The following is an 18,355-nucleotide window of genomic DNA, read 5'->3' on the forward strand; positions in this document are numbered from 1 at the left end:
ACTCACTTCTTGACCGAAGACTTGTCGATCATCTCGACGATGGTGCCGTTAGGAATGTTCACGCGCACGTACTTGTCCTTGATCTCGACCCACTGCTCGTTCTCGTCGGGCTGCTTCAAGCCATGCTTGGCTGGATCGATCGCCAGTTCCTTGCGCTTGTAGGAGTCGGGCACTTTGTCGCCCTCTTTGATTTCATGATCACCATTGCCTGGACGGTCCAAGGTGACGCTTTCTTCCTTGGCGCCGGTTTCGGCTGCGAAGGCAGGTACGCTCAAGGCGCAAAGGGCAGCGAGGGCGAGGCGAGGCAGCAGCTTGGAAGTGGTCATAATGATTATCCTGGATGTTCGAATAGGGCGACGCGGTACGCGCAAGCGTCAGCGGCGACAGACTATTGACCGGCGCTGATGACTTTGTTTCCGTCCATCTTTCAACAACCTGCCAAGAACTCATTCCTCATCCTTGCTTTTCAACAGTTGCGTGGCGGTGCTGTTGAGCAACGATCCGGCCTGGAAGTAGCCCATGACCGTCGCCACACTGCGGTGCTCGGTCATCGCCATCACCTCACCCAGCGGCACACCCTGCCGGCCCGCTTCGGTCACGAAACCCGAGCGCAGGCTGTGGGCGGCCCAGTCCCCCTCCAGACCTGCAAGCTGAGCCCGACGCTTGACGATACGCGCCACCTGATCGCCGCCCAGGCCTTGGCTTGCCACCTTGTCGCCGCGGTATAGGCGACGGAACAGCGGGCCCGTGGTCGCCGGCGCGGCAGCCAGCCACGCCGCCAACGCATGAGCCGCTGGCCCGCGCAGGGGTTTCTCTCGTCGCGTACCGGCGGTGTCGGTCTTGGTGGCGCCGAGGCTGTAGACCCAGGTGTCGGCATCCAGACGCCGCACATCACCCACCTGTAGGCCGATCACTTCGGAACGGCGCCGACCACCGCCACTCCAGGCCAACAGCAGCAGGGCGCGATCGCGGGTGCCGCGCAGGCCGTCGGTGCAGGTTGCCAGCATGGCCTGCAGCGGCTCCAGGGCCATGGCCGTTTTCTTGCGCACGGTTACGCCCTGGCGCACTTGGGCTTTCTGCGCGTTGCGCAACAGGGTCTTGAGCGCTGGCGACTCGGTCGGACTGTCCCAGCCCTTCACCCGATGCCACTTGCCCAGCACTGCCAGACGATGCTGCACGGTGCTGTAGGCCAGGGCACCCAGCCGTGACTTGGCACCGGCCTCGACCAGAGCGGCGTCGGTGGCTTCGGGCAGCAGGTGATTCCAGGTGCCGTCCTCCAGCGGCCGGGCCAGATGGTCCAGGACGAATTGAACCGCCACCGCCGCGGGCAGTGCAGCATCACCCAGCACCTGGTCGTAACGCAGCTTCAGCCACGCGGACCAGTACGCCAGGGCACTGCGATAGCTGCGTACCGTATTCGCTGCAGTGCCCGCAGCAACAAAAGCCTGGGCCGCACGAGCGGTGCTTTCCGCCAATGAATATAGGTCCAGAGGGTTTGCATCAACCGCTGAGATGTCATATGTATTATTCATTACGTTCAACGTATTATATTATAGATATCTAGTTTATAAGGTCGGATAATCTTTTATTATCATACCTAATTCAACGGAGAGCGGGCCATGGCAGTAGGCGTACCGGAAAATGACGTATTTGCCGCGGCAGATGCCGTGCTGGCCCGAGGAGAGCGGCCAACGGTGGAGCGTGTGCGCCTGGAGCTGGGGCGCGGCAGCCCGGCCAGGGTCGGCGCCTTGCTGGATCAGTGGTGGGAGCGCCTGGCCGAGCGGCTGCGCGGGGAAACCCGGCTGCCGGGGCTGCCGGCTGAAGTGGCCCAAGCGTTCGTTGCGATCTGGCAGCAGGCAACGACGCTGGCTCAAGGTGTTGTCGAACACTCGTTGGCGGCCCAGCGTGAGCAGCTGACGGCAGAATACGAGCGGGTCGCGGAGGTCGAGGAACAAGCCCGCCGCGACGCTGCCCAGGCTCGCCGCCAGGTGGCCGAGGCAGAAACGGCCCGCGGCAACGCCGAGACCCGCCTGGCCGATCTGGAAAAACTCCTGGCCCAGCGTCAGGAACAGATCGATGACTTGCAGCAGCAGCGCGTCGAGCTACAGGGGGCGCGCAACGAGTTGCAGGCCGATCTGGCGGCCCTTCAACAAGCGCTCCGTGAGCAACAGCAGCAGGCCGAGCACAATCGCCTGGCTCAGGAGGCCTACGTGCGGGGCGTCGAAGAGCGCTCGCACCGTGAGGTCGACCGCGCCCGCGAAGACCTCAAGGCGCGCAACCTCGAGGCCCGTGAGCAACACAAGCAACTCGAAGCATTGCAGAAGCGTTTGGAGCACGCGCAAATCGCACTTGGCGAAGCGCAACTACAGGCGGCGGCCCGCGAAGCGCGCTCGGCATTGGCGGTGGAGCAGGGCGAACATGCGCGACAGCAGCTCGAAGCCCAGCTTCAGGCCGCGCAAGCAGGGCAGGCGTCAGCATTGCAAACCGCCGCCGCCCAGCAGGCACGCGCCGAGACTCTGGACGCCCAGTTGGCCCTGCTGCGCCTGCCGCCGCGCAAGACGCGGAGTCGGAAGACGGAATGAGGGGGGCTTCCAGCAAACGTGTAACCGGAGAATGCGGGCTCAAAAATGTCCGCACTGGCTAAACCGCTCAAACGGTTTGAGCGCTGAAAACATTGTCGCGAAAGCACGGGCGGATCACTATCGGCCAGTGCCTTCAAGGTCACAACGATCTCACAACACCCAGATCCCATAACAACAAGCAGGGTCATGTGATGCGCGATTATTTCACTACCGCTCAGGCGTTCGATTACCCGCAAACTGCCGCGCAGGATCTGCACGGCACCCTCGATCAGCTCAATGCCTGTGTCGAATGCTGCGACCGCCACGTAGGCGAACAGGCAGTGGCCCTGTATTGCGAGTCGCAGCAGGGCGTCGCCACGCAGTACACCTTCGAGCAGCTGCAGACCCATGCAGCGCAGTTCGGCAATTTCCTGCGCAGTCAGGGCGTCAAACCGGGCGATCGCGTCGCCGGGCTGATGCCACGGACCGTGGAGCTGCTGATCGCGATACTGGGTACCTGGCGCATCGGCGCGGTCTATCAGCCGCTGTTCACCGCGTTCGGTCCCAAGGCCATCGAGCAACGTCTGCATTGCTCGGGGGCCAATTGGGTGGTAACCGACCTGCACAATCGCCCCAAGCTCGACGAACTCGATCACCGTCCCAACGTGATGACCGTGGGCTGCACCACTGCGGGCACCGGCGAACACGACTTCTGGACGGCACTGCCAGGGCAGAGCCGCGACTGCGAGCCCGTGATGCTCGATGGCAATGCGCCTTTCATGCTGATGTGCACGTCCGGCACCACCGGGCCGGCAAAACCGCTGGAAGTACCGCTGCGCGCATTGCTGGCGTTCAAAGGCTATCTGCGCGATTCCGTCCAACTGCGCAGCGACGATCGGTTCTGGAACCTGGCCGATCCGGGTTGGGCCTATGGGCTCTACTATGCCGTGGCCGGCCCGTTGGCCTTGGGTCATGCCACCTTGTTCTACGACGGCGGCTTTACGGTCGATAGCACGTGCCGAGTGATCGACAAGTACGCGATCACCAACCTCGCCGGGTCGCCAACGGCCTATCGCATGCTGATCGCTGCTGGTGATCGCTTCGCGGCCGGGGTGCGCGGGCGACTGCGCATTGCCAGCAGCGCCGGAGAGCCGCTCAATCCGCAGGTGATCCGCTGGTTCGCCGAACAGCTGGGCGTTGTGGTCCACGATCACTATGGCCAGACCGAGCTAGGCATGGTGCTGTGCAACCACCACGACCTCGATCATCCCGTGCACGAAGGCTCGGCCGGTTTTGCCGTGCCTGGCCATCGCATCGTGGTGCTCGACGCCGACCTGCATGAACTGGAGGCCGGTCAACCCGGGGTGCTGGCGGTAGACCGCGACCGGTCGCCGCTGTGCTGGTTCGGCGGCTACCTGGGGATGCCGACCAAGGCGTTCAAAGGCAAGTATTACCTGAGCGGCGACACCGTCGAGCTCAATGCCGACGGCAGCATCAGTTTCGTGGGGCGCAACGACGATGTCATCACCACCTCAGGTTACCGGGTAGGGCCCTTCGATGTGGAAAGCGCCTTGATCGAGCATCCGGCGGTGGTCGAGGCCGCCGTGGTGGGCAAGCCCGACCCGGAACGCACCGAAGTCATCAAGGCCTTCGTGGTGCTGCAGGCGGGTTTCGAGGCAGGCCCCGAGCTGGCCGAAACCCTTCGCCTGCACGTGCGTCAGCGGCTCGCGGCCCATGCCTACCCGCGCGAGATCGAATTCGTCGAGCAGCTACCCAAGACCCCCAGCGGCAAGTTGCAGCGCTTCATCCTGCGCAATCAGGAAATTGCCAAGCAGCAGGCGCCCAGCGCCTGACGAGGAGACCGTTTCATGCACATCCAAGACAAGGTTTTCATGGTCAGTGGCGCTGCGTCCGGGCTCGGTGCCGCCACCGCGCGGATGCTGGCCCGTGCAGGCGCACGCCTGATGCTGGTTGACCTCAACGCCGAGGCGCTCAAGGCGCAGGCCAGTGAACTGGAAGCCGGCTACGCGGTAGCCGACATCACTCAGGCCGATGCTGCCCAGGCCGCCGTAGACATGGCCATGAGCAGCTTTGGCGAACTGCACGGGCTGGTCAATTGCGCCGGCGTGGTGGCCGGCGAGAAGATCCTCGGCAAGCAGGGCGCTCACGGGCTGGACAGTTTCAGCCGCATCATCAATATCAATCTGGTCGGCACATTCAACCTGCTGCGCCTGGCCGCCGAGGCCATTGCCAAAAGCACCGCGAACGCCGAAGGCGAACGCGGCGTGATCATCAACACCGCCTCGGTGGCCGCCTTCGACGGTCAGGTCGGCCAGGCCGCTTATGCCGCATCCAAGGGCGCGGTGGCGAGCTTGACCTTGCCGGCGGCACGGGAGCTGGCGCGCTACGGCATTCGGGTGATGACCATCGCGCCGGGCATCTTCGAAACCCCGATGATGGCCGGGATGAGCGATGACGTGCGCGCGGCGCTCAGCGCCGACGTGCCCTTTCCGCCGCGCTTGGGCAAGCCGGAGGAATATGCCGCTCTGGTGCGCCATATCATCGAAAACAGCATGCTCAATGGCGAAGTGATCCGTCTCGACGGCGCCCTGCGCATGGCGGCCAGGTAATAAGGAAAACTACAGATGAATGAAGATCCGATCGTTATCGTCAGTGCCGTGCGCACACCCATGGGTGGCTTTCAGGGCGACCTGCGCAGCCTGACCGCGCCCCAGCTGGGCGCTGCGGCCATTGCGGCTGCCGTCGAGCGCGCCGGTATCGATGCCGGCAGCGTCGACCAGGTCCTGTTCGGCTGCGTGCTGCCGGCCGGGCTGGGCCAGGCACCGGCGCGCCAGGCGGCACTGGGCGCCGGACTGTCCCATGCCACGACCTGCACCACCCTGAACAAGATGTGCGGGTCGGGCATGCAAGCCATGCTTTTGGGCCAAGACGCCTTGCTCGCAGGCAGCGCTCGGGTGGTAGTGGTCGGGGGCATGGAGAGCATGTCCAACGCGCCCTACCTGCTGGATCGCGCCCGTGATGGCTATCGCATGGGCCATGGTCGGGTACTCGACCACATGTTCCTCGATGGCCTGGAAGATGCCTACGAACCCGGTCGCCTGATGGGCACCTTTGCCGAGGACTGCGCCCAGGCGCACGGTTTCAGCCGTCAGACGCAGGACGAATTCGCCCTGGCCTCGCTGACCCGCGCCCGCCAGGCCATCAGCGACGGTAGTTTCACCTCGCAGATCGTGCCGGTGCAGGTCATCCGCAACAAGCAGCCCCAGATGATCAGCGATGACGAGCAGCCGCCCAAGGCCAATCCGGACAAGATCCCCACGCTGAAACCGGCCTTTCGTGAGGGCGGCAGCGTGACAGCGGCGAATTCCAGCTCGATTTCCGATGGCGCCGCGGCCTTGCTGTTGATGCGCCGCAGCGAAGCCCAGGCTCGCGGACTTGCGCCGCTGGCGGTCATTCACGGGCATGCCGCCTTCGCCGATGCACCGCACCTGTTCCCGGTGGCGCCCATTGGTGCCATTCGCAAGCTGGTGGAAAACACCGGCTGGGCGCTGGAAGACGTCGACCTGTTCGAGATCAATGAGGCCTTCGCCGTGGTCACCCTGGCCGCCATGCAGGCCCTCGACCTGCCGGCAAGCAAGGTCAACGTCAATGGCGGAGCCTGCGCACTGGGTCACCCCATCGGCGCGTCCGGGGCGCGCATCGTGGTGACGTTGCTGGCGGCATTGCGGCAACGCAACCTGCGCCGCGGCATCGCCGCCATCTGTATCGGCGGCGGCGAAGCCACGGCCATCGCGGTCGAATGCCTCTATTGAGGAGGCCTGTGGTCAGGGTGCTTGCTCGGAGCCAACGGATGGATTAGAAATGACGACCGCAGGGGCGGGGCAATGATTGCTCCGCAGCCTATTCGGTCCGTTTCGCGCAGAAGCGGTGAGCGAGGATGAGTGAGCCTGACCCGAACACCGCTCGACAGCCCGTCGATGCGCGACACGATCTCGATCCACCTTGTGCGTGAAGCCGTACGCGACAGCCACGTCGACCTGGAGCCAATCCTTCAGGCGGCGGGCATCGATGACCGGCTGCTGCTGGACGATCAGGCCCGGGTCCCGGTTCAGCGTTACGCCCGGCTCTGGCGGCAACTGGCCAGGGCGCTGGATGACGAATTTTTCGCCATGGATGCGCGGCCATTACGCCGTGGCAGCTTCGCTTTCCTGTGCCAGGCCTGCCGGCAACAGCCGACCGTGGGCGCCGCGCTCAAGCTGGCCCTCGGGTTTCTTGCACTGATGCTCAGCGACTACGACGGCCGTCTGGCGACCCAGCAATCGCTCGCGGAAATCGTCCTACGCGAGCGCAGCGCTGACCCCAAACGCGCATTTTCCTGTTTCACCTACTGGATGATCGTTCACGGTATCGCCTGCTGGCTGGCTGGCCGGCGTATCCCGATCCTGGCCATGGAGCTGCGCGGCCCTGCGCCTCGATACGTCGGTGATTACCAGGTGATGTTCTCGCCCAACCTGCGCTTCGAGCGGCCACGCACGCGGTTGATCTTCGCCGCCGAACACCTCGACATTCCCGTACGGCGCAGCGCAACGGAGCTGCGTCGTTTCCTGGCCCGCGCCCCGGCGAACATCCTGGTGCGCTACCGCGATCCCGACAGCCTCGGCTGGCGCATCCGCCAACACCTGCGCAACCTGCCGGCTGCCGATTTTCCAGCCATTGACGCGATGGCGGCCCACTGCGGTGTTTCGGTGGCCACGCTGCGCCGGCACCTGACCGAGGAGGGCGCCGGCTATCAGGCCCTCAAGGACAGCGTGCGCCGCGAGCGTGCCGTGCTGTGGCTGGCTGAACCCCAGGCAACGTTCGAAGACATTGCCGAGCGCCTGGGCTTCGCCGATGCCAGCTCCTTCTACAAGGCGTTTCGCAAGTGGACCGGAGCCAGTCCCGGGCATTACCGCAGTCTGATTCTCGATGCGGACGATCCACAATTCACCAAGACGTGCGTGATGCCGCAACAGACGATCCGCTAACGATCATCCGCCGGTATGTTCTTGCATTTGTCAGGGTAAAGCCGGCAAATCCGCTTAATTTATCGTTGAATGGACCCATAACGCAGGGTGCCGTCCGGCGTTTTGCGCGCCCATAATGAAAACACAACAACAAAGGTGTCCATGCCATGTTCAAGGACCACATCGTCAAGCCCCGCGCCACCGACAGTCCGGTGTTCATGGGCACAGTAGCCGCCGTGTGCTTCGCGGTGACGCTGTTCGCCGGCCTCGGCGAGAGTGGCCTGGCCCGGCTGATGGCACCCATACTGCTGGATGTGCAGGCGCCCCTGGCAAGGGACGTGGCCGTGGCGGTCACCTTCACCCTGACGCTGGTCCTCAACCTGTTCGTGCTCGGTCGCTTCCCCTTGCGAGCGCAGATCGTCACTGTGTGGTGCGAACTGCTGCTGATGTTCCTGCTGTTCTTCGACACCTTTGACCTTTCATATTCATTCATCGCCACCAAGGTCGGCTTCATGATTACCCAAGGGGTATTCACGACCGTGTATGTGTCGGCGATCTCCATCACCATCGCTTTCGTGCTTGCCCTGCTGGGTGCGACCGCACGCCTGTCGTCCAACGGCTTCGCCATCGCGATCGCCAGCTTTTACACCTCGTTTTTTCGTGGTGTGCCGCTGCTGATCCAGATCTACCTCATCTACCTGGGCATTCCGCAACTGGGCTATGTGGTGGCCGCGGTGCCTGCGGGTATTTTGGCCCTGTCGCTGTGCTATGGCGCCTACATGACCGAGATCTTCCGTGCTGGCATCAGCAGCATTCCCCGAGGGCAATGGGAAGCGTCGCGAGCCATAGGCCTGTCGCCGCTGCAGACCATGATGCGGGTGATTTTGCCGCAGTCCATGCGGCTGATCATCCCGCCCACCGGGAACCAGTTCATTTCGATGCTCAAGGACAGTTCGCTGGTGTCGGTGATAGGCGTCTGGGAGTTGATGTTCCTGGCGCGTACCCAAGGCCGCGCGGAGTTTCGCCATTTGGAAATGTTGATCACTGCGGCGGTGCTGTACTGGCTGCTGTCGATTGTTCTGGAAACGGTCCAGGCCCGCCTGGAAAAGCACTTCAACCGTGCCCATCGCTGAGTCGGGCCAGTGCTTGATATGAAAAGGGCGCCCGCTATGAACCTGGAGCTTGCCATGAATCGATCGACCGTCCCTGCTGCGTCCCCCCGTTCAGCCGCTGTTCGGGTGCGTCGGCTGAACAAGTGGTATGGCGAGTTTCATGTGCTAAAGGAGATTGATCTGCACATTGCCAGCGGTGAGATCGTGGTGATCTGCGGGCCGTCGGGCTCCGGCAAGTCCACGCTGATCCGCTGCCTGAACCTGCTGGAAGACTTCCAGCAAGGTGAGGTGATTATCGGCGATACCCCGCTGACCCGCGGCGCGGCGTGCGTGGCGGGCATACGCCGCCAGGTCGGCATGGTCTTTCAGCAGTTCAACCTGTTTCCGCACCTGAGCGTACTACACAACCTCATGCTCGGGCCGCGCCTGGTCAGCCGACTCAGCGATGCCGAAGCCCGCGCTCTGGCCCATGAGTACCTGGAACGGGTACGTATCGGCAACCAGGCCGACAAGTACCCCGGCCAGCTGTCCGGCGGCCAGCAGCAACGCGTGGCCATTGCACGGGCGCTGTGCATGCGCCCGCGGATCATGCTCTTCGATGAACCGACTTCGGCGCTGGATCCGGAAATGGTCAAGGAGGTGCTCGACGTGATGGGCGAACTGGCCGAAGACGGGATCACTATGCTCTGCGTTACCCATGAAATGGGCTTCGCCCGGCGCGTTGCCGACCGGATCATCTTCATGGACCAGGGCCGCATCGTCGAGGAGGCTTCGCCGCAGGCTTTTTTTGACAACCCGCAACACGAGCGTGCCCGCGAGTTTCTCTCGCAGATTCTCAGCCACTGAGTGATCCGTCAGGGCCGGACATGGCTTCAAACGCTGTATACGCCACAACAACGCCAACTGCGTATCGCTGTTCTCTGGAGGTTCACCATGATGTCGCTGACTCGCTTGTTCACCGCTGTCGCACTGGCTGGTGTTTTCACGACCGGGGCCGGAGTTGCCTGGGCCGGCGCCACCCTGGATCGAATCAACTCGACCAAGGTCATGAAAGTGGCCACGGCAGCCAATTGGCCACCGCAGTCATTTCTCGGGCCGGACAATGCCCTGCAGGGTTTCGATATCGACGTGGCCACCGAGATCGGCAAGCGACTCGGTAGCAAGGTCGCGTTCGTCACGCCCGAGTACGGCATCATCACCGCCGGGCGTTGGTCGAACCGCTGGGACATCTCCGTCGGCTCCATGACTCCGACCCGCGAGCGCGGCCGGGTTCTGGATTTCCCTGCGGTCTATTACTACACCCCGTATGTATTCGCCGTGCACAAGGCCGCGGCCGGTACCAAGACCGCAGACCTCAACGGCAAGATCATCGGCGTCGAGGCCGGGACCACGTCGGAGGACTACATCAATCGTCGACTGACCATCGATGCGCCCGACGTGCCGTCCTTTACCTATGACGTGGAGCCTGGCGAAGTGAAAACCTACGGCGACAGCATGGGCCCGCTGGATGACCTGCGCATGGGCAACGGTGTGCGTCTGAACGCGACCCTGTCGGCCCTGCCGACCATCACCGCTGCCATCAAGAACGGCTACCCGATCGTTCAGGTCGAGGGTAAGCCGGCCTACTACGAGCCGCTGGCGATCGCCGTTGACAAGGGCGATGACGCCTTCAACGGGGCGCTGACCAGAATCGTCGAAGAGATGAAAGCCGACGGTACCCTCAAGCAGTTGTCCGAAAAATGGTACGGCGCCGACCTCACCAAGGTGCAGTGAACCAATCCCCTGCGCGTGCCCCTTGGCCCGGCACGCGCAAGGTAGACGCCCGACGAAGGACGAGGTCTTCATGTTCAGCTATATCGACAACTATTACACCGCGACCATGCGCGCGGCCCCCGTGCGGCCGCCGCTCGCTGGCCAAGTCAGCGTCGATGTGTGCATCGTGGGCGGTGGCCTGGCGGGGCTGAGCACGGCATGGGAGCTGGTGTCGCGTGGCAAGTCCGTGGTCGTGCTGGAAGCGGCGCGGGTCGCCTGGGGGGCGTCGGGTCGCAATGGCGGGTTCGTGCTGCAGGGTTGGTCCGAAGGCCTGTCGGCCATCGAGCAGCGCTGCGGCAAAGACACCGCTGCGGCCTTGTTCAGACTGTCCCTGGAGGGCGTAAACAGTGTGCGCGAGACCATTGCCCAGTACCAGTTGCCCGGCTGCGCGCCCAGTCGGGGCAAGCTGAGTGTCAGCCGCTTCGACAATGCCGACAGCCTCAAGCGCTTCAGCGAGCGCATGGACCGCGATTTCGGCTTTACCCTCGACTACCTCGACCGCGATACCTTGCGCACCCTGCTTAACACCGAGCGTTATTACCAGGGGCTGCGTGATACCCACGGTTTCCATTTCCACCCACTGAACTACTGCCTTGGCCTGGCAGAGTTGATCGAGCATAAGGGCGGGATGATTCACGAGCAGTGCGCCATGCTCGAAGTCGTCAGCCGGGCAGGGCGCTCGCAGGTATCGACCGCCCACGGCAGTGTCGATTGCACTGACGTGGTGTACTGCTGCGGCGGCTACGGCGGCCCTGAGTTCGGCAAACTGCACCGCGCCTTCCTGCCGATTGCCACCTACGTGGTCCTCACCGAGCCGCTGGGCGCGGGCCTGCAGCAGGCGGTGCGCACTTCAGAAGCCGTCGGTGATTCCCGCCGTGCCTCGGACTATTACCGTATCGTCGACGGCGACCGGCTGTTGTGGGGCGGCCACATCACTACCCACAACCTGCAGGACGAACAGCGCCTGGCACAACTGCTCACTGCCGACATCCTCGCCGTCTACCCGCAGTTGCAAGGGCTGAAGATCGACAAGGCCTGGTCTGGACTGATGGGCTATGCGCGGCACAAAATGCCCCACATCGGCCCAATCGGCCCAGGGCTGTGGTCCTGTGCTTCGTTCGGGGGGCACGGTATGAACACCGCGCCAGCAGGCGGACGGGTGATCGCCGAGGCCATCTGCGGCGAATCGGATCGCTACCGCCTGTTCGATCGCTATGGTCTGCAATGGAATGGTGGCCCATTCGGCCCACCGGCGGCGCAATTGGTGTATACCGGTTTGAAGATGATGGACAGATTCCAGGAACGACACGCCGGCGCTGGGCCGCGCTAACGCCTCCTCACGCAAGGTCGATACGGCATGGAAGCACACTCACCCCGTACATTGTTCAACCTGACCGAGAACGATCGCCAGTTGCTGGCGCTACTACAGGCCAACGCTCGCGAGCCGACCGCGTCGCTGGCACGCAAGCTGGGCGTGTCGCGCTCCTCGGTGCAGGAGCGCATCCAGCGGCTGGAGAAAGCCGGCATCATCACCGGCTACAGCGTGCGCATCGACCACGACCGGATACAGCCGACCATCAACTGCTTCACCATGACTTCGTGCACCAACAAAAGCTACACCGATGTCATGACGACGCTGCGCAAGATCGACGCGGTGCAGGCCGTGTACGCGGTGTCTGGGGAGTCGGACTTCATCATTCACCTGGCCACCGGGACCCTGGGCGAACTTAATGCCGAGCTGACCCGGATCAACATGATCAAGGGCGTGGCGCACACCGCGTCGCATATCGTGATGGAGACTAAGTTCAGTCGTCGGTTGAGTGTGTAGCAGGGGCAAAAGCCCGGCGAGAGGTTTCACCGGGCGGAGTGCCGGCAGAGTCACCTACAGATTGATCGGGTATTGCGTGATGAACCGAACGTCATCCAGATCGCCGCTGAACGAGTTGCGGTAGGCGGCCTGACGCAGGCGGAAGGTCAGGTTTTTCAGAGGACCGCTCTGCACCGTGTAGGCTGCTTCCAGATCACGTTCCCATTCGGTCTGGCCGCTCGCGCCGTTGGCCAGGGTGATGTTGTCGCCACGCAGGTAGCGGGCGAACACATCCAGCCCCGGCACCCCAAGGCCGGCGAAGTTGAAGTCATAGCGTGCCTGCCACGAACGTTCGTCCTCGCGGGTGAATTCGGCGTACTGCACGTAGTTGGCCATGTAGTTGGTATTGCCGCCGTCGGTGTAGAAGACGTAACCGCCTTTGCCGGTGATGGCCTGATAGGCCAGCGTCAGTTTGTGCGTGCCGTAGCTGTAGGCGGTCTTGAGGCTGAACGAATTGCTGTCGATATCCCCGCCGCGCTCGGCGCCGGTGCTCTTCTGGTTGTAGAAGCGGAAGTCGGCGGAAAATGCCTGCTGGTCATCGATGGGTTTGACCCAGCTCAACCCCGCGTATTTCTTCTTCCACAGATCCTGCACGTCCGAGGCATACAGCGCGCCGGTCAAGGCCGGGGTGAAGTTGTAGGTGGCGCCATAGACGTCTGCACGGGTCATGCCGCCGGCATTGTGGCCACTTTGCGCGTACGTGCTGAGCGAAGTGAGGTGGGCGACATCGATGCGCAGGTTGTCGATTTCCTTGCTGCTCAGATAAAACCCTTCGGTCGTCTCGGGCAACAGGCGACTATCACCGGTCGAGTAAACCGGCAGGTTAAGGGTCATTTCGCCGTATTTGAGTACCGTGTTCGAGACCTTAAGTTTTACCGCAGCCGCAGCGCGGGAATAGTCGTCCTCGGCCCGATCGACCCCTGGCGTGTGCCGGCCATTGCTGGGCAGCAGGCCGGTACCGATGCGGTCCGAGCTGCTGTCGAGTTTCATGCCGTAGAGGCCTATGGCGTCGATACCGAGGCCCAGGGTGCCTGGGGTGAAGCCAGAGGTGAAGGTGCCGATGAAGCCCTGGGCCCATTCAGCGCGATAGCTCTGCGCGTTCGGGCCGGTGTTGTGGAAATCCCGGTTCAAGTAGAAGTTGCGCGCCATGACCTGCGTGCTGCTGTCTTTGAAAAACGGGTTGTCGAGCACGTCGTCGGCAAAAGCCGTAGGGGAAATGGCCGCGCACAGTGTCGCACTGCCAAGCATTAAAGCTGACCGCATGGTATTGACCCTTGTCGAGAATAATCAGCAGATGGCGAAGTCTTGAAGCAAGATTATTGTTATGGGGCGTCCATGCCCTGCAGCGGTGAATCAGTTGCTTTCGGCCACTTCGCAGATGCTCAGAATGGCCAGGATGTAGACGCGGACCATGTCCAGGTAATCGCGCTTGTGAACACGCTCGTCGGGCATGGTGTTGAACTTGCCACCGGGCCCGCAGACCACGCCCTGCATGCCCAGGCGCTGATAGAAATGCGCGGCATCGGTGCCGAAGTACGCCGGCGGGGTGATGATTCCGGTGGGCTGCGGTTCACCGCGCACCCGCTGATAGGCGGCGTTCACGGCCTTGACGATGGGCGAGTCGAGGGATACTTCGAAGGGCGGCATCAGCGGCTGGTTGTCGCTGTCGTTGATCAGCTTGGCTTGCAGGCCCGGAAACTGTTCGCACAGGCGATCGAGCAGTCCTTGCAGGTCGGCGAGCACCGACTCGACGGTCTGCCCAGGGGTGTAGCGGGCCGAGCCGCGCAAGCGCAGGAAATCGGCGACCTGCGGCGGACGCCATTCTTCGAGGTCGCGACCCAGGGCGCCGTGGACCACACCGATGTGGCCGCGGTTGACCTTCTCGTGTTCCGGCGTGCGGGCGCCGCTGAAGGTAATGCCGTTGATCTGCGGAATGAGCTGCACCGCCGCAGTGATGACGTCCACCGCTTCTTCGCGCTTGGACAGATGGCGGGTGTCGCCGGTCAGCTCGATGACGAACATCAGCGAGCCCACGTGCAGGGTCACCGCCTGCAGGTCGGTCGGTTCGCAGTTGATGAAGTAGTCGGCTTTCACGCCTTGTTCGATCGCCGCGATGGTGCCGATCCCGCCTTGCAGCTCGCCGACCACATAGGTCAGGATCACGTCGCCCTTGAGCTTGACCCCGGCGTCTATCAAGGTTTTCAGCGCGCAGAAGTAGGCGGCATCACCGGCCTTCATGTTGGAGACGCCGATGCCATAGATGAACTCGTCATCGACCTTGCCGGCCCACGGGTCCACGGTCCAGCCTTCGGTGACCGGGTTGGTGTCCAGATGGCCATTGAACAACAGGCTGTGGCCACCACCGCCCTGACCCTTGAGCGTGCCAATGGCATTGAGGCGTTCGCCGGGTACCGGCATCAGCTCGCTGTGCAGCCCCAGCTCGCTCATCTGCCCAGCCATGTATTCGGCCAGCCGACGCTCCTCGGCAGTGGCGCTGTAGCTCTTGTGCTGCACCATGCGCGCAAGAAAGTCGAGGCAGTAGGCCTCATCGATGCTGTGGATCAGCGCATCAGGCGTCATCGAGTTGCTCCATTTCGGTGAGGGGCTGCGGCACTGCCTGGAGCAGGGCACGGGTGTAGGGGTGCCGGGACTGTTCGGCCATGTCCTGCGCGGGCAGGATTTCCAGCAGATCGCCGCGGTACATCACGGCGATGCGGTGAGCGATCTGGCGGATCAGGTTCAGGTCATGGGTGATGAACAGGTAGGCGGTGCCATGCTTGCGGCGCAGCTCCAGCAACAACTCGATCACCGTGGCCTGCACCGACACGTCCAGCGCGGCGGTGATCTCGTCGCAGATCACCAGCTCAGGTCGCGCCGCGAACGCGCGGGCGATCGCCACCCGCTGTTTCTGGCCGCCGGACAGGGCGTGTGGATAGCGATCGGCGAAATCCTCGGGCAGGCGCACCTCACGCAGCAGTCGGGCGACGGCCTGGCGCTCGGTTTCTCCCTCGGGCAGGCCATAGAGCCGCAGCGGGCGAGCGAGAATCTGGCCGATGGTCTGACGCGGATTGAGCGAGGCATCCGGGTGCTGAAAGATGATCTGCACCTTGCGCCGGTAGTCACGGCTCATGTCGGCGGCGCCACGAATGTCGACGCCCTCGAACTGCACCTTTCCGGTGAATGGGGTCAGACCGGTCAAAGCCTTGGCCAAGGTCGACTTGCCCGAACCGGATTCGCCGATGATGCCGAGGATCTCGCCACGCGCCATGCTCAGGGTCATGTCCCGGGCAGCCAGGGAAGGCTTGGCGGCACGTCGCAACAGACCGTCGAGCAAACCAGGACGACCGTAACGCACGCTGAGTCCGTTGACGTGCAGCAGCGGCAGACTCGGCGCAACGGTTTCGCTTAGCAGACGCTTATCCGCAGCCGGCACGGCGGCGACCAGTCGTTGCGTGTACGCATCGCTGGGCGCGCTGAAGATCCGCGCACCGGCCGCCTGTTCAACGATGCGCCCCTGATTCAGGACGCAGACCCGATCCGCCACCCGCGATACCAGGGCCAGGTCGTGGGAAATGTACAGCGAGGCCACGCCGGTTTCCTCGCGCAGACGCCGGAACAGCTGCAGGATCTGTGCAGAGCTGATCACGTCCAGCGCCGTGGTTGGCTCGTCGAAGATCAGGCATTGCGGGCGACAGGCGAACGCCGTGGCGATGAGCACGCGCTGTTTTTCACCGCCGGAGGCTTCGTGGGGAAAGCGCTTCATCATTGCCGCCGGGTCTTTGAGATCGACATCGGCGAGCAGTTGCTCACCCAGGGCCCAGGCGTCCCGATAGCTCAGGTCGCGATGGCGGGTCAGCACTTCCACTACCTGTTCGCCCAGACTCAAAGTCGGGTTGAGCGACGCGCTCGGGTCCTGGAAGATCATTCCCAGGCGTCCGCCGCGTAACTGCTCGACCTGGCGTTGCGGCATCTGCAGCAGGTCTTCACCCTGCAGAATGATGCTGCCACCCACGTCGCGAGCGTTGCTCGCCAGGTAGCGCATGATGGCAAAGCCCAGGGTGGTCTTGCCCGAACCGGATTCGCCGACCAGGCCCACGACTTCACCGGCACCGACCTGGAAGTCGATGTTCTGCAAGACGTGGAGCGGGCCGCCTGGCAGCTGATAGTCGAGGCTGTAGTCAGCCACTTGCAACACGGCAGTCATTGGCGGTGCCCCTTGGGATTGAGGGCATCGCGCAAGCCATCGCCCAGCAGATTGAAACCAATCGCGATGATGGCGATGGCCAGGCCGGGCATGAGCATCATCCACGGCGCCTGAAAGAAATACCGTCTGGCCTCGGCCACCATCAGCCCCCATTCCGGCTGCGGCGGTTGCGCACCCAGCCCAAGGAAACTGAGGGTGGCAAACAACATGATGGCAAAGGCGACGCGGATGGTGGCCTCGACAATGATCGGCGCAACGATATTGGGCAGCATTTCCCGCACCACGATGTAGGCAGTGGATTCGCAGCGGGCAATGGCAGCGCTGACGTAGTCCTGACGGCGGGCGGCGAGGGCGACGCTGCGCGCGATCCGTGCCATGCCAGGGACGAAGGCGATGGTGATCGCCAGCACGGCGTTGAGGTCGCTTTTGCCCAGGGTGCTGACGATCAACAGCGCGAACAGCAGGCTGGGGATCGACATCACCGCGTCCAGCGTGCGCATCAGCGCCTCGTCGATACGCCCGCCCAAGTACCCGCTGGCCGTGCCCAGCAATGCGCCCAGCAGCATCGCCATCGCGGTGGCCAGCACCGACAGCGAAATGGTCGCGCGGGCTCCGATGAGCAGGCGGCTGAAAATGTCGCGCCCCAGCTGATCGGTGCCCAGCCAGTGCACCAAGCTGGGTGCCTTGTACCGGGCCAAAATGGAAATCGCTTCCGGGTCGTAAGGGGCCAGCGCCGGCCCGGCGCAGACCAGCACGATTGCCAGCAGCAGGACCAGGCTGCCCACCAGACCCTGCGGCGAGCTCAGCAGTCGGTAGATGATGTCACGCATATTGAATCCGCCGATCAAGGTAGGCATAGGTCAGGTCAGCGATGAAGTTGACCACGCAATAGGTTGCGGCGAGGATCAGCACACCGCCCTGAATGGCCGGCAGATCGCGGGCCGCGACCGCCACCAGCAGCTCCCGGCCGATGCCTGGAATGTTGAAGATTTCTTCCACCACGACGATGCCGCCCAGCAGATAGCCCACGTCCAGCGCGACGATGGTGATGGTCGGCAGCAGGCCGTTGCGCAGCGCATGACGCAACAGCACGCGGCGCCGCGACAGTCCCTTGAGCCGTGCCGCACGGATGTAGTCGGTCTCGAGCACGTCGATCATCTCGGAGCGCACCATCCGCGACACGTGAGCGACCATGATCATCGACACCGTGAGCGTCGGCAGGATCAGGTGCCGCAGGCCCTCGCCGAAGTTTTCCGAGAGCGGCACGTAACCGGTGGCCGGCAGCAGTTGCCAGACATCGGCGAACAACAGCACCAACAGGGTTGCCGTGACGAACTCGGGCAGCGACACGCCGATGTAGGAGAACAGAGCAATGATCAGGTCCACCGGTCGCCCGCGCCGTACCGCGGCGAGAATGCCCAGCGGAATGGCCACGGCCAGCATCAGCAACAGGGAACATCCTGCCAGCAACAACGAGCGGCCGAGCGCGTTCAGCAACGAACCCAGCACCGGTTGGCCGTTGCGCATCGACAGGCCCAGATCGCCTTGCAGCACGGCCATCAGCCAGTGGCCGAATTGCAGCCACGCCGGTTGGTCCAGCCCGAGCTTGGCGCGCAGGGCGGCGAGCGCTTCAGGCGTGGCGTTCTGGCCCAGCAGCGTCACTGCGGCATCGGCCGGCAACAACTGGGTGATGGCGAACACCAGCAACGAAACGATCAGCAGGGTATAGACGACCAGAAGCAAACGCTTGGTCAGGTAGGCAGCAGTCACAGGAT

The 18,355-nt window shown here is 63.4% G+C and carries 17 protein-coding genes; 10 read left to right on the forward strand and 7 right to left on the reverse strand.

Features of this window, described 5'->3' with window-relative positions; translation table 11 throughout:
- Positions 1–2: 2 nt before the first annotated feature.
- Complete coding sequence (locus QMX89_RS04910) at positions 3–326, reverse strand: RcnB family protein (RefSeq protein ID WP_056842668.1); 324 nt, start codon at positions 324–326, stop codon at positions 3–5.
- Between the two features lie 120 nt (positions 327–446).
- On the reverse strand, positions 447–1,541 hold the full coding sequence (locus QMX89_RS04915; protein WP_282347226.1) for a site-specific integrase: 1,095 nt from the start codon (positions 1,539–1,541) through the stop codon (positions 447–449).
- Positions 1,542–1,619: 78 nt separating this feature from the next.
- On the opposite strand from QMX89_RS04915, the gene QMX89_RS04920 reads away from it, so the two are divergent.
- The 10 genes from QMX89_RS04920 to QMX89_RS04965 all read left to right on the forward strand — a co-directional run bounded on the left by QMX89_RS04920 (position 1,620) and on the right by QMX89_RS04965 (position 12,337).
- Positions 1,620–2,582, forward strand: coding sequence for a DNA-binding protein (locus tag QMX89_RS04920; RefSeq protein WP_282347227.1), 963 nt, complete (start codon positions 1,620–1,622; stop codon positions 2,580–2,582).
- Positions 2,583–2,773: 191 nt separating this feature from the next.
- The gene (locus QMX89_RS04925) at positions 2,774–4,414 is read left to right on the forward strand and encodes an AMP-binding protein (RefSeq protein ID WP_282347229.1); all 1,641 of its coding nucleotides are present in this window, start codon (positions 2,774–2,776) and stop codon (positions 4,412–4,414) included.
- Between the two features lie 15 nt (positions 4,415–4,429).
- Complete coding sequence (locus QMX89_RS04930) at positions 4,430–5,191, forward strand: SDR family NAD(P)-dependent oxidoreductase (protein ID WP_282347230.1); 762 nt, start codon at positions 4,430–4,432, stop codon at positions 5,189–5,191.
- Between the two features lie 15 nt (positions 5,192–5,206).
- Complete coding sequence (locus tag QMX89_RS04935; RefSeq protein ID WP_282347231.1) at positions 5,207–6,394, forward strand: acetyl-CoA C-acyltransferase; 1,188 nt, start codon at positions 5,207–5,209, stop codon at positions 6,392–6,394.
- Between the two features lie 165 nt (positions 6,395–6,559).
- A complete protein-coding gene (locus QMX89_RS04940) occupies positions 6,560–7,606 on the forward strand; it encodes an AraC family transcriptional regulator (RefSeq protein ID WP_282347298.1) in 1,047 nt (348 codons plus the stop codon).
- A gap of 146 nt (positions 7,607–7,752) precedes the next feature.
- Positions 7,753–8,718 (forward strand): amino acid ABC transporter permease, encoded by a 966-nt coding sequence (locus QMX89_RS04945; protein WP_282347232.1) that lies wholly within the window; start codon positions 7,753–7,755, stop codon positions 8,716–8,718.
- Between the two features lie 54 nt (positions 8,719–8,772).
- A complete protein-coding gene (locus QMX89_RS04950) occupies positions 8,773–9,543 on the forward strand; it encodes an amino acid ABC transporter ATP-binding protein (protein ID WP_282347233.1) in 771 nt (256 codons plus the stop codon).
- 87 nt (positions 9,544–9,630) lie between these two features.
- Positions 9,631–10,470, forward strand: a complete 840-nt coding sequence (locus QMX89_RS04955; RefSeq protein WP_056842660.1) for a transporter substrate-binding domain-containing protein — start codon at positions 9,631–9,633, stop codon at positions 10,468–10,470.
- Positions 10,471–10,540: 70 nt separating this feature from the next.
- Positions 10,541–11,839: an FAD-binding oxidoreductase gene (locus QMX89_RS04960; protein ID WP_282347234.1), complete on the forward strand. Its 1,299-nt coding sequence runs from the start codon at positions 10,541–10,543 to the stop codon at positions 11,837–11,839.
- Between the two features lie 27 nt (positions 11,840–11,866).
- Positions 11,867–12,337, forward strand: coding sequence for an Lrp/AsnC family transcriptional regulator (locus QMX89_RS04965; protein ID WP_049859649.1), 471 nt, complete (start codon positions 11,867–11,869; stop codon positions 12,335–12,337).
- A gap of 54 nt (positions 12,338–12,391) precedes the next feature.
- Here QMX89_RS04965 and QMX89_RS04970 read toward each other — a convergent pair whose 3' ends face one another.
- The 5 genes from QMX89_RS04970 to QMX89_RS04990 all read right to left on the reverse strand — a co-directional run bounded on the left by QMX89_RS04970 (position 12,392) and on the right by QMX89_RS04990 (position 18,350).
- On the reverse strand, positions 12,392–13,639 hold the full coding sequence (locus QMX89_RS04970; RefSeq protein ID WP_282347235.1) for an OprD family porin: 1,248 nt from the start codon (positions 13,637–13,639) through the stop codon (positions 12,392–12,394).
- A gap of 90 nt (positions 13,640–13,729) precedes the next feature.
- Positions 13,730–14,956, reverse strand: coding sequence for a M20/M25/M40 family metallo-hydrolase (locus tag QMX89_RS04975; protein ID WP_282347236.1), 1,227 nt, complete (start codon positions 14,954–14,956; stop codon positions 13,730–13,732).
- Positions 14,946–16,580: an ABC transporter ATP-binding protein gene (locus QMX89_RS04980; protein WP_282347237.1), complete on the reverse strand. Its 1,635-nt coding sequence runs from the start codon at positions 16,578–16,580 to the stop codon at positions 14,946–14,948. The genes QMX89_RS04975 and QMX89_RS04980 overlap by 11 nt, the downstream gene beginning before the upstream one ends.
- On the reverse strand, positions 16,577–17,410 hold the full coding sequence (locus QMX89_RS04985) for an ABC transporter permease (protein WP_282347239.1): 834 nt from the start codon (positions 17,408–17,410) through the stop codon (positions 16,577–16,579). The genes QMX89_RS04980 and QMX89_RS04985 overlap by 4 nt, the downstream gene beginning before the upstream one ends.
- Positions 17,403–18,350 (reverse strand): ABC transporter permease, encoded by a 948-nt coding sequence (locus tag QMX89_RS04990; RefSeq protein WP_282347241.1) that lies wholly within the window; start codon positions 18,348–18,350, stop codon positions 17,403–17,405. The genes QMX89_RS04985 and QMX89_RS04990 overlap by 8 nt, the downstream gene beginning before the upstream one ends.
- Between the last annotated feature and the right edge of the window lie 5 nt (positions 18,351–18,355).

The sequence above is a fragment of the Pseudomonas sp. PS01301 genome, assembly GCF_029960215.1.
GTDB lineage: Bacteria > Pseudomonadota > Gammaproteobacteria > Pseudomonadales > Pseudomonadaceae > Aquipseudomonas > Aquipseudomonas coleopterorum.

Excerpts from the sequence above, each read along its gene's own strand:
- QMX89_RS04980 (WP_282347237.1), bottom strand. The coding sequence starts at position 16,580 with ATGACTGCCGTGTTGCAAGTGGCTGACTACAGCCTCGACTATCAGCTG.
- QMX89_RS04935 (WP_282347231.1), top strand. The coding sequence starts at position 5,207 with ATGAATGAAGATCCGATCGTTATCGTCAGTGCCGTGCGCACACCCATG.
- QMX89_RS04945 (WP_282347232.1), top strand. The coding sequence starts at position 7,753 with ATGTTCAAGGACCACATCGTCAAGCCCCGCGCCACCGACAGTCCGGTG.
- QMX89_RS04920 (WP_282347227.1), top strand. The coding sequence starts at position 1,620 with ATGGCAGTAGGCGTACCGGAAAATGACGTATTTGCCGCGGCAGATGCC.
- QMX89_RS04960 (WP_282347234.1), top strand. The coding sequence starts at position 10,541 with ATGTTCAGCTATATCGACAACTATTACACCGCGACCATGCGCGCGGCC.
- QMX89_RS04970 (WP_282347235.1), bottom strand. The coding sequence starts at position 13,639 with ATGCGGTCAGCTTTAATGCTTGGCAGTGCGACACTGTGCGCGGCCATT.
- QMX89_RS04975 (WP_282347236.1), bottom strand. The coding sequence starts at position 14,956 with ATGACGCCTGATGCGCTGATCCACAGCATCGATGAGGCCTACTGCCTC.
- QMX89_RS04940 (WP_282347298.1), top strand. The coding sequence starts at position 6,560 with ATGCGCGACACGATCTCGATCCACCTTGTGCGTGAAGCCGTACGCGAC.
- QMX89_RS04965 (WP_049859649.1), top strand. The coding sequence starts at position 11,867 with ATGGAAGCACACTCACCCCGTACATTGTTCAACCTGACCGAGAACGAT.
- QMX89_RS04950 (WP_282347233.1), top strand. The coding sequence starts at position 8,773 with ATGAATCGATCGACCGTCCCTGCTGCGTCCCCCCGTTCAGCCGCTGTT.
- QMX89_RS04910 (WP_056842668.1), bottom strand. The coding sequence starts at position 326 with ATGACCACTTCCAAGCTGCTGCCTCGCCTCGCCCTCGCTGCCCTTTGC.
- QMX89_RS04930 (WP_282347230.1), top strand. The coding sequence starts at position 4,430 with ATGCACATCCAAGACAAGGTTTTCATGGTCAGTGGCGCTGCGTCCGGG.
- QMX89_RS04955 (WP_056842660.1), top strand. The coding sequence starts at position 9,631 with ATGATGTCGCTGACTCGCTTGTTCACCGCTGTCGCACTGGCTGGTGTT.
- QMX89_RS04925 (WP_282347229.1), top strand. The coding sequence starts at position 2,774 with ATGCGCGATTATTTCACTACCGCTCAGGCGTTCGATTACCCGCAAACT.
- QMX89_RS04985 (WP_282347239.1), bottom strand. The coding sequence starts at position 17,410 with ATGCGTGACATCATCTACCGACTGCTGAGCTCGCCGCAGGGTCTGGTG.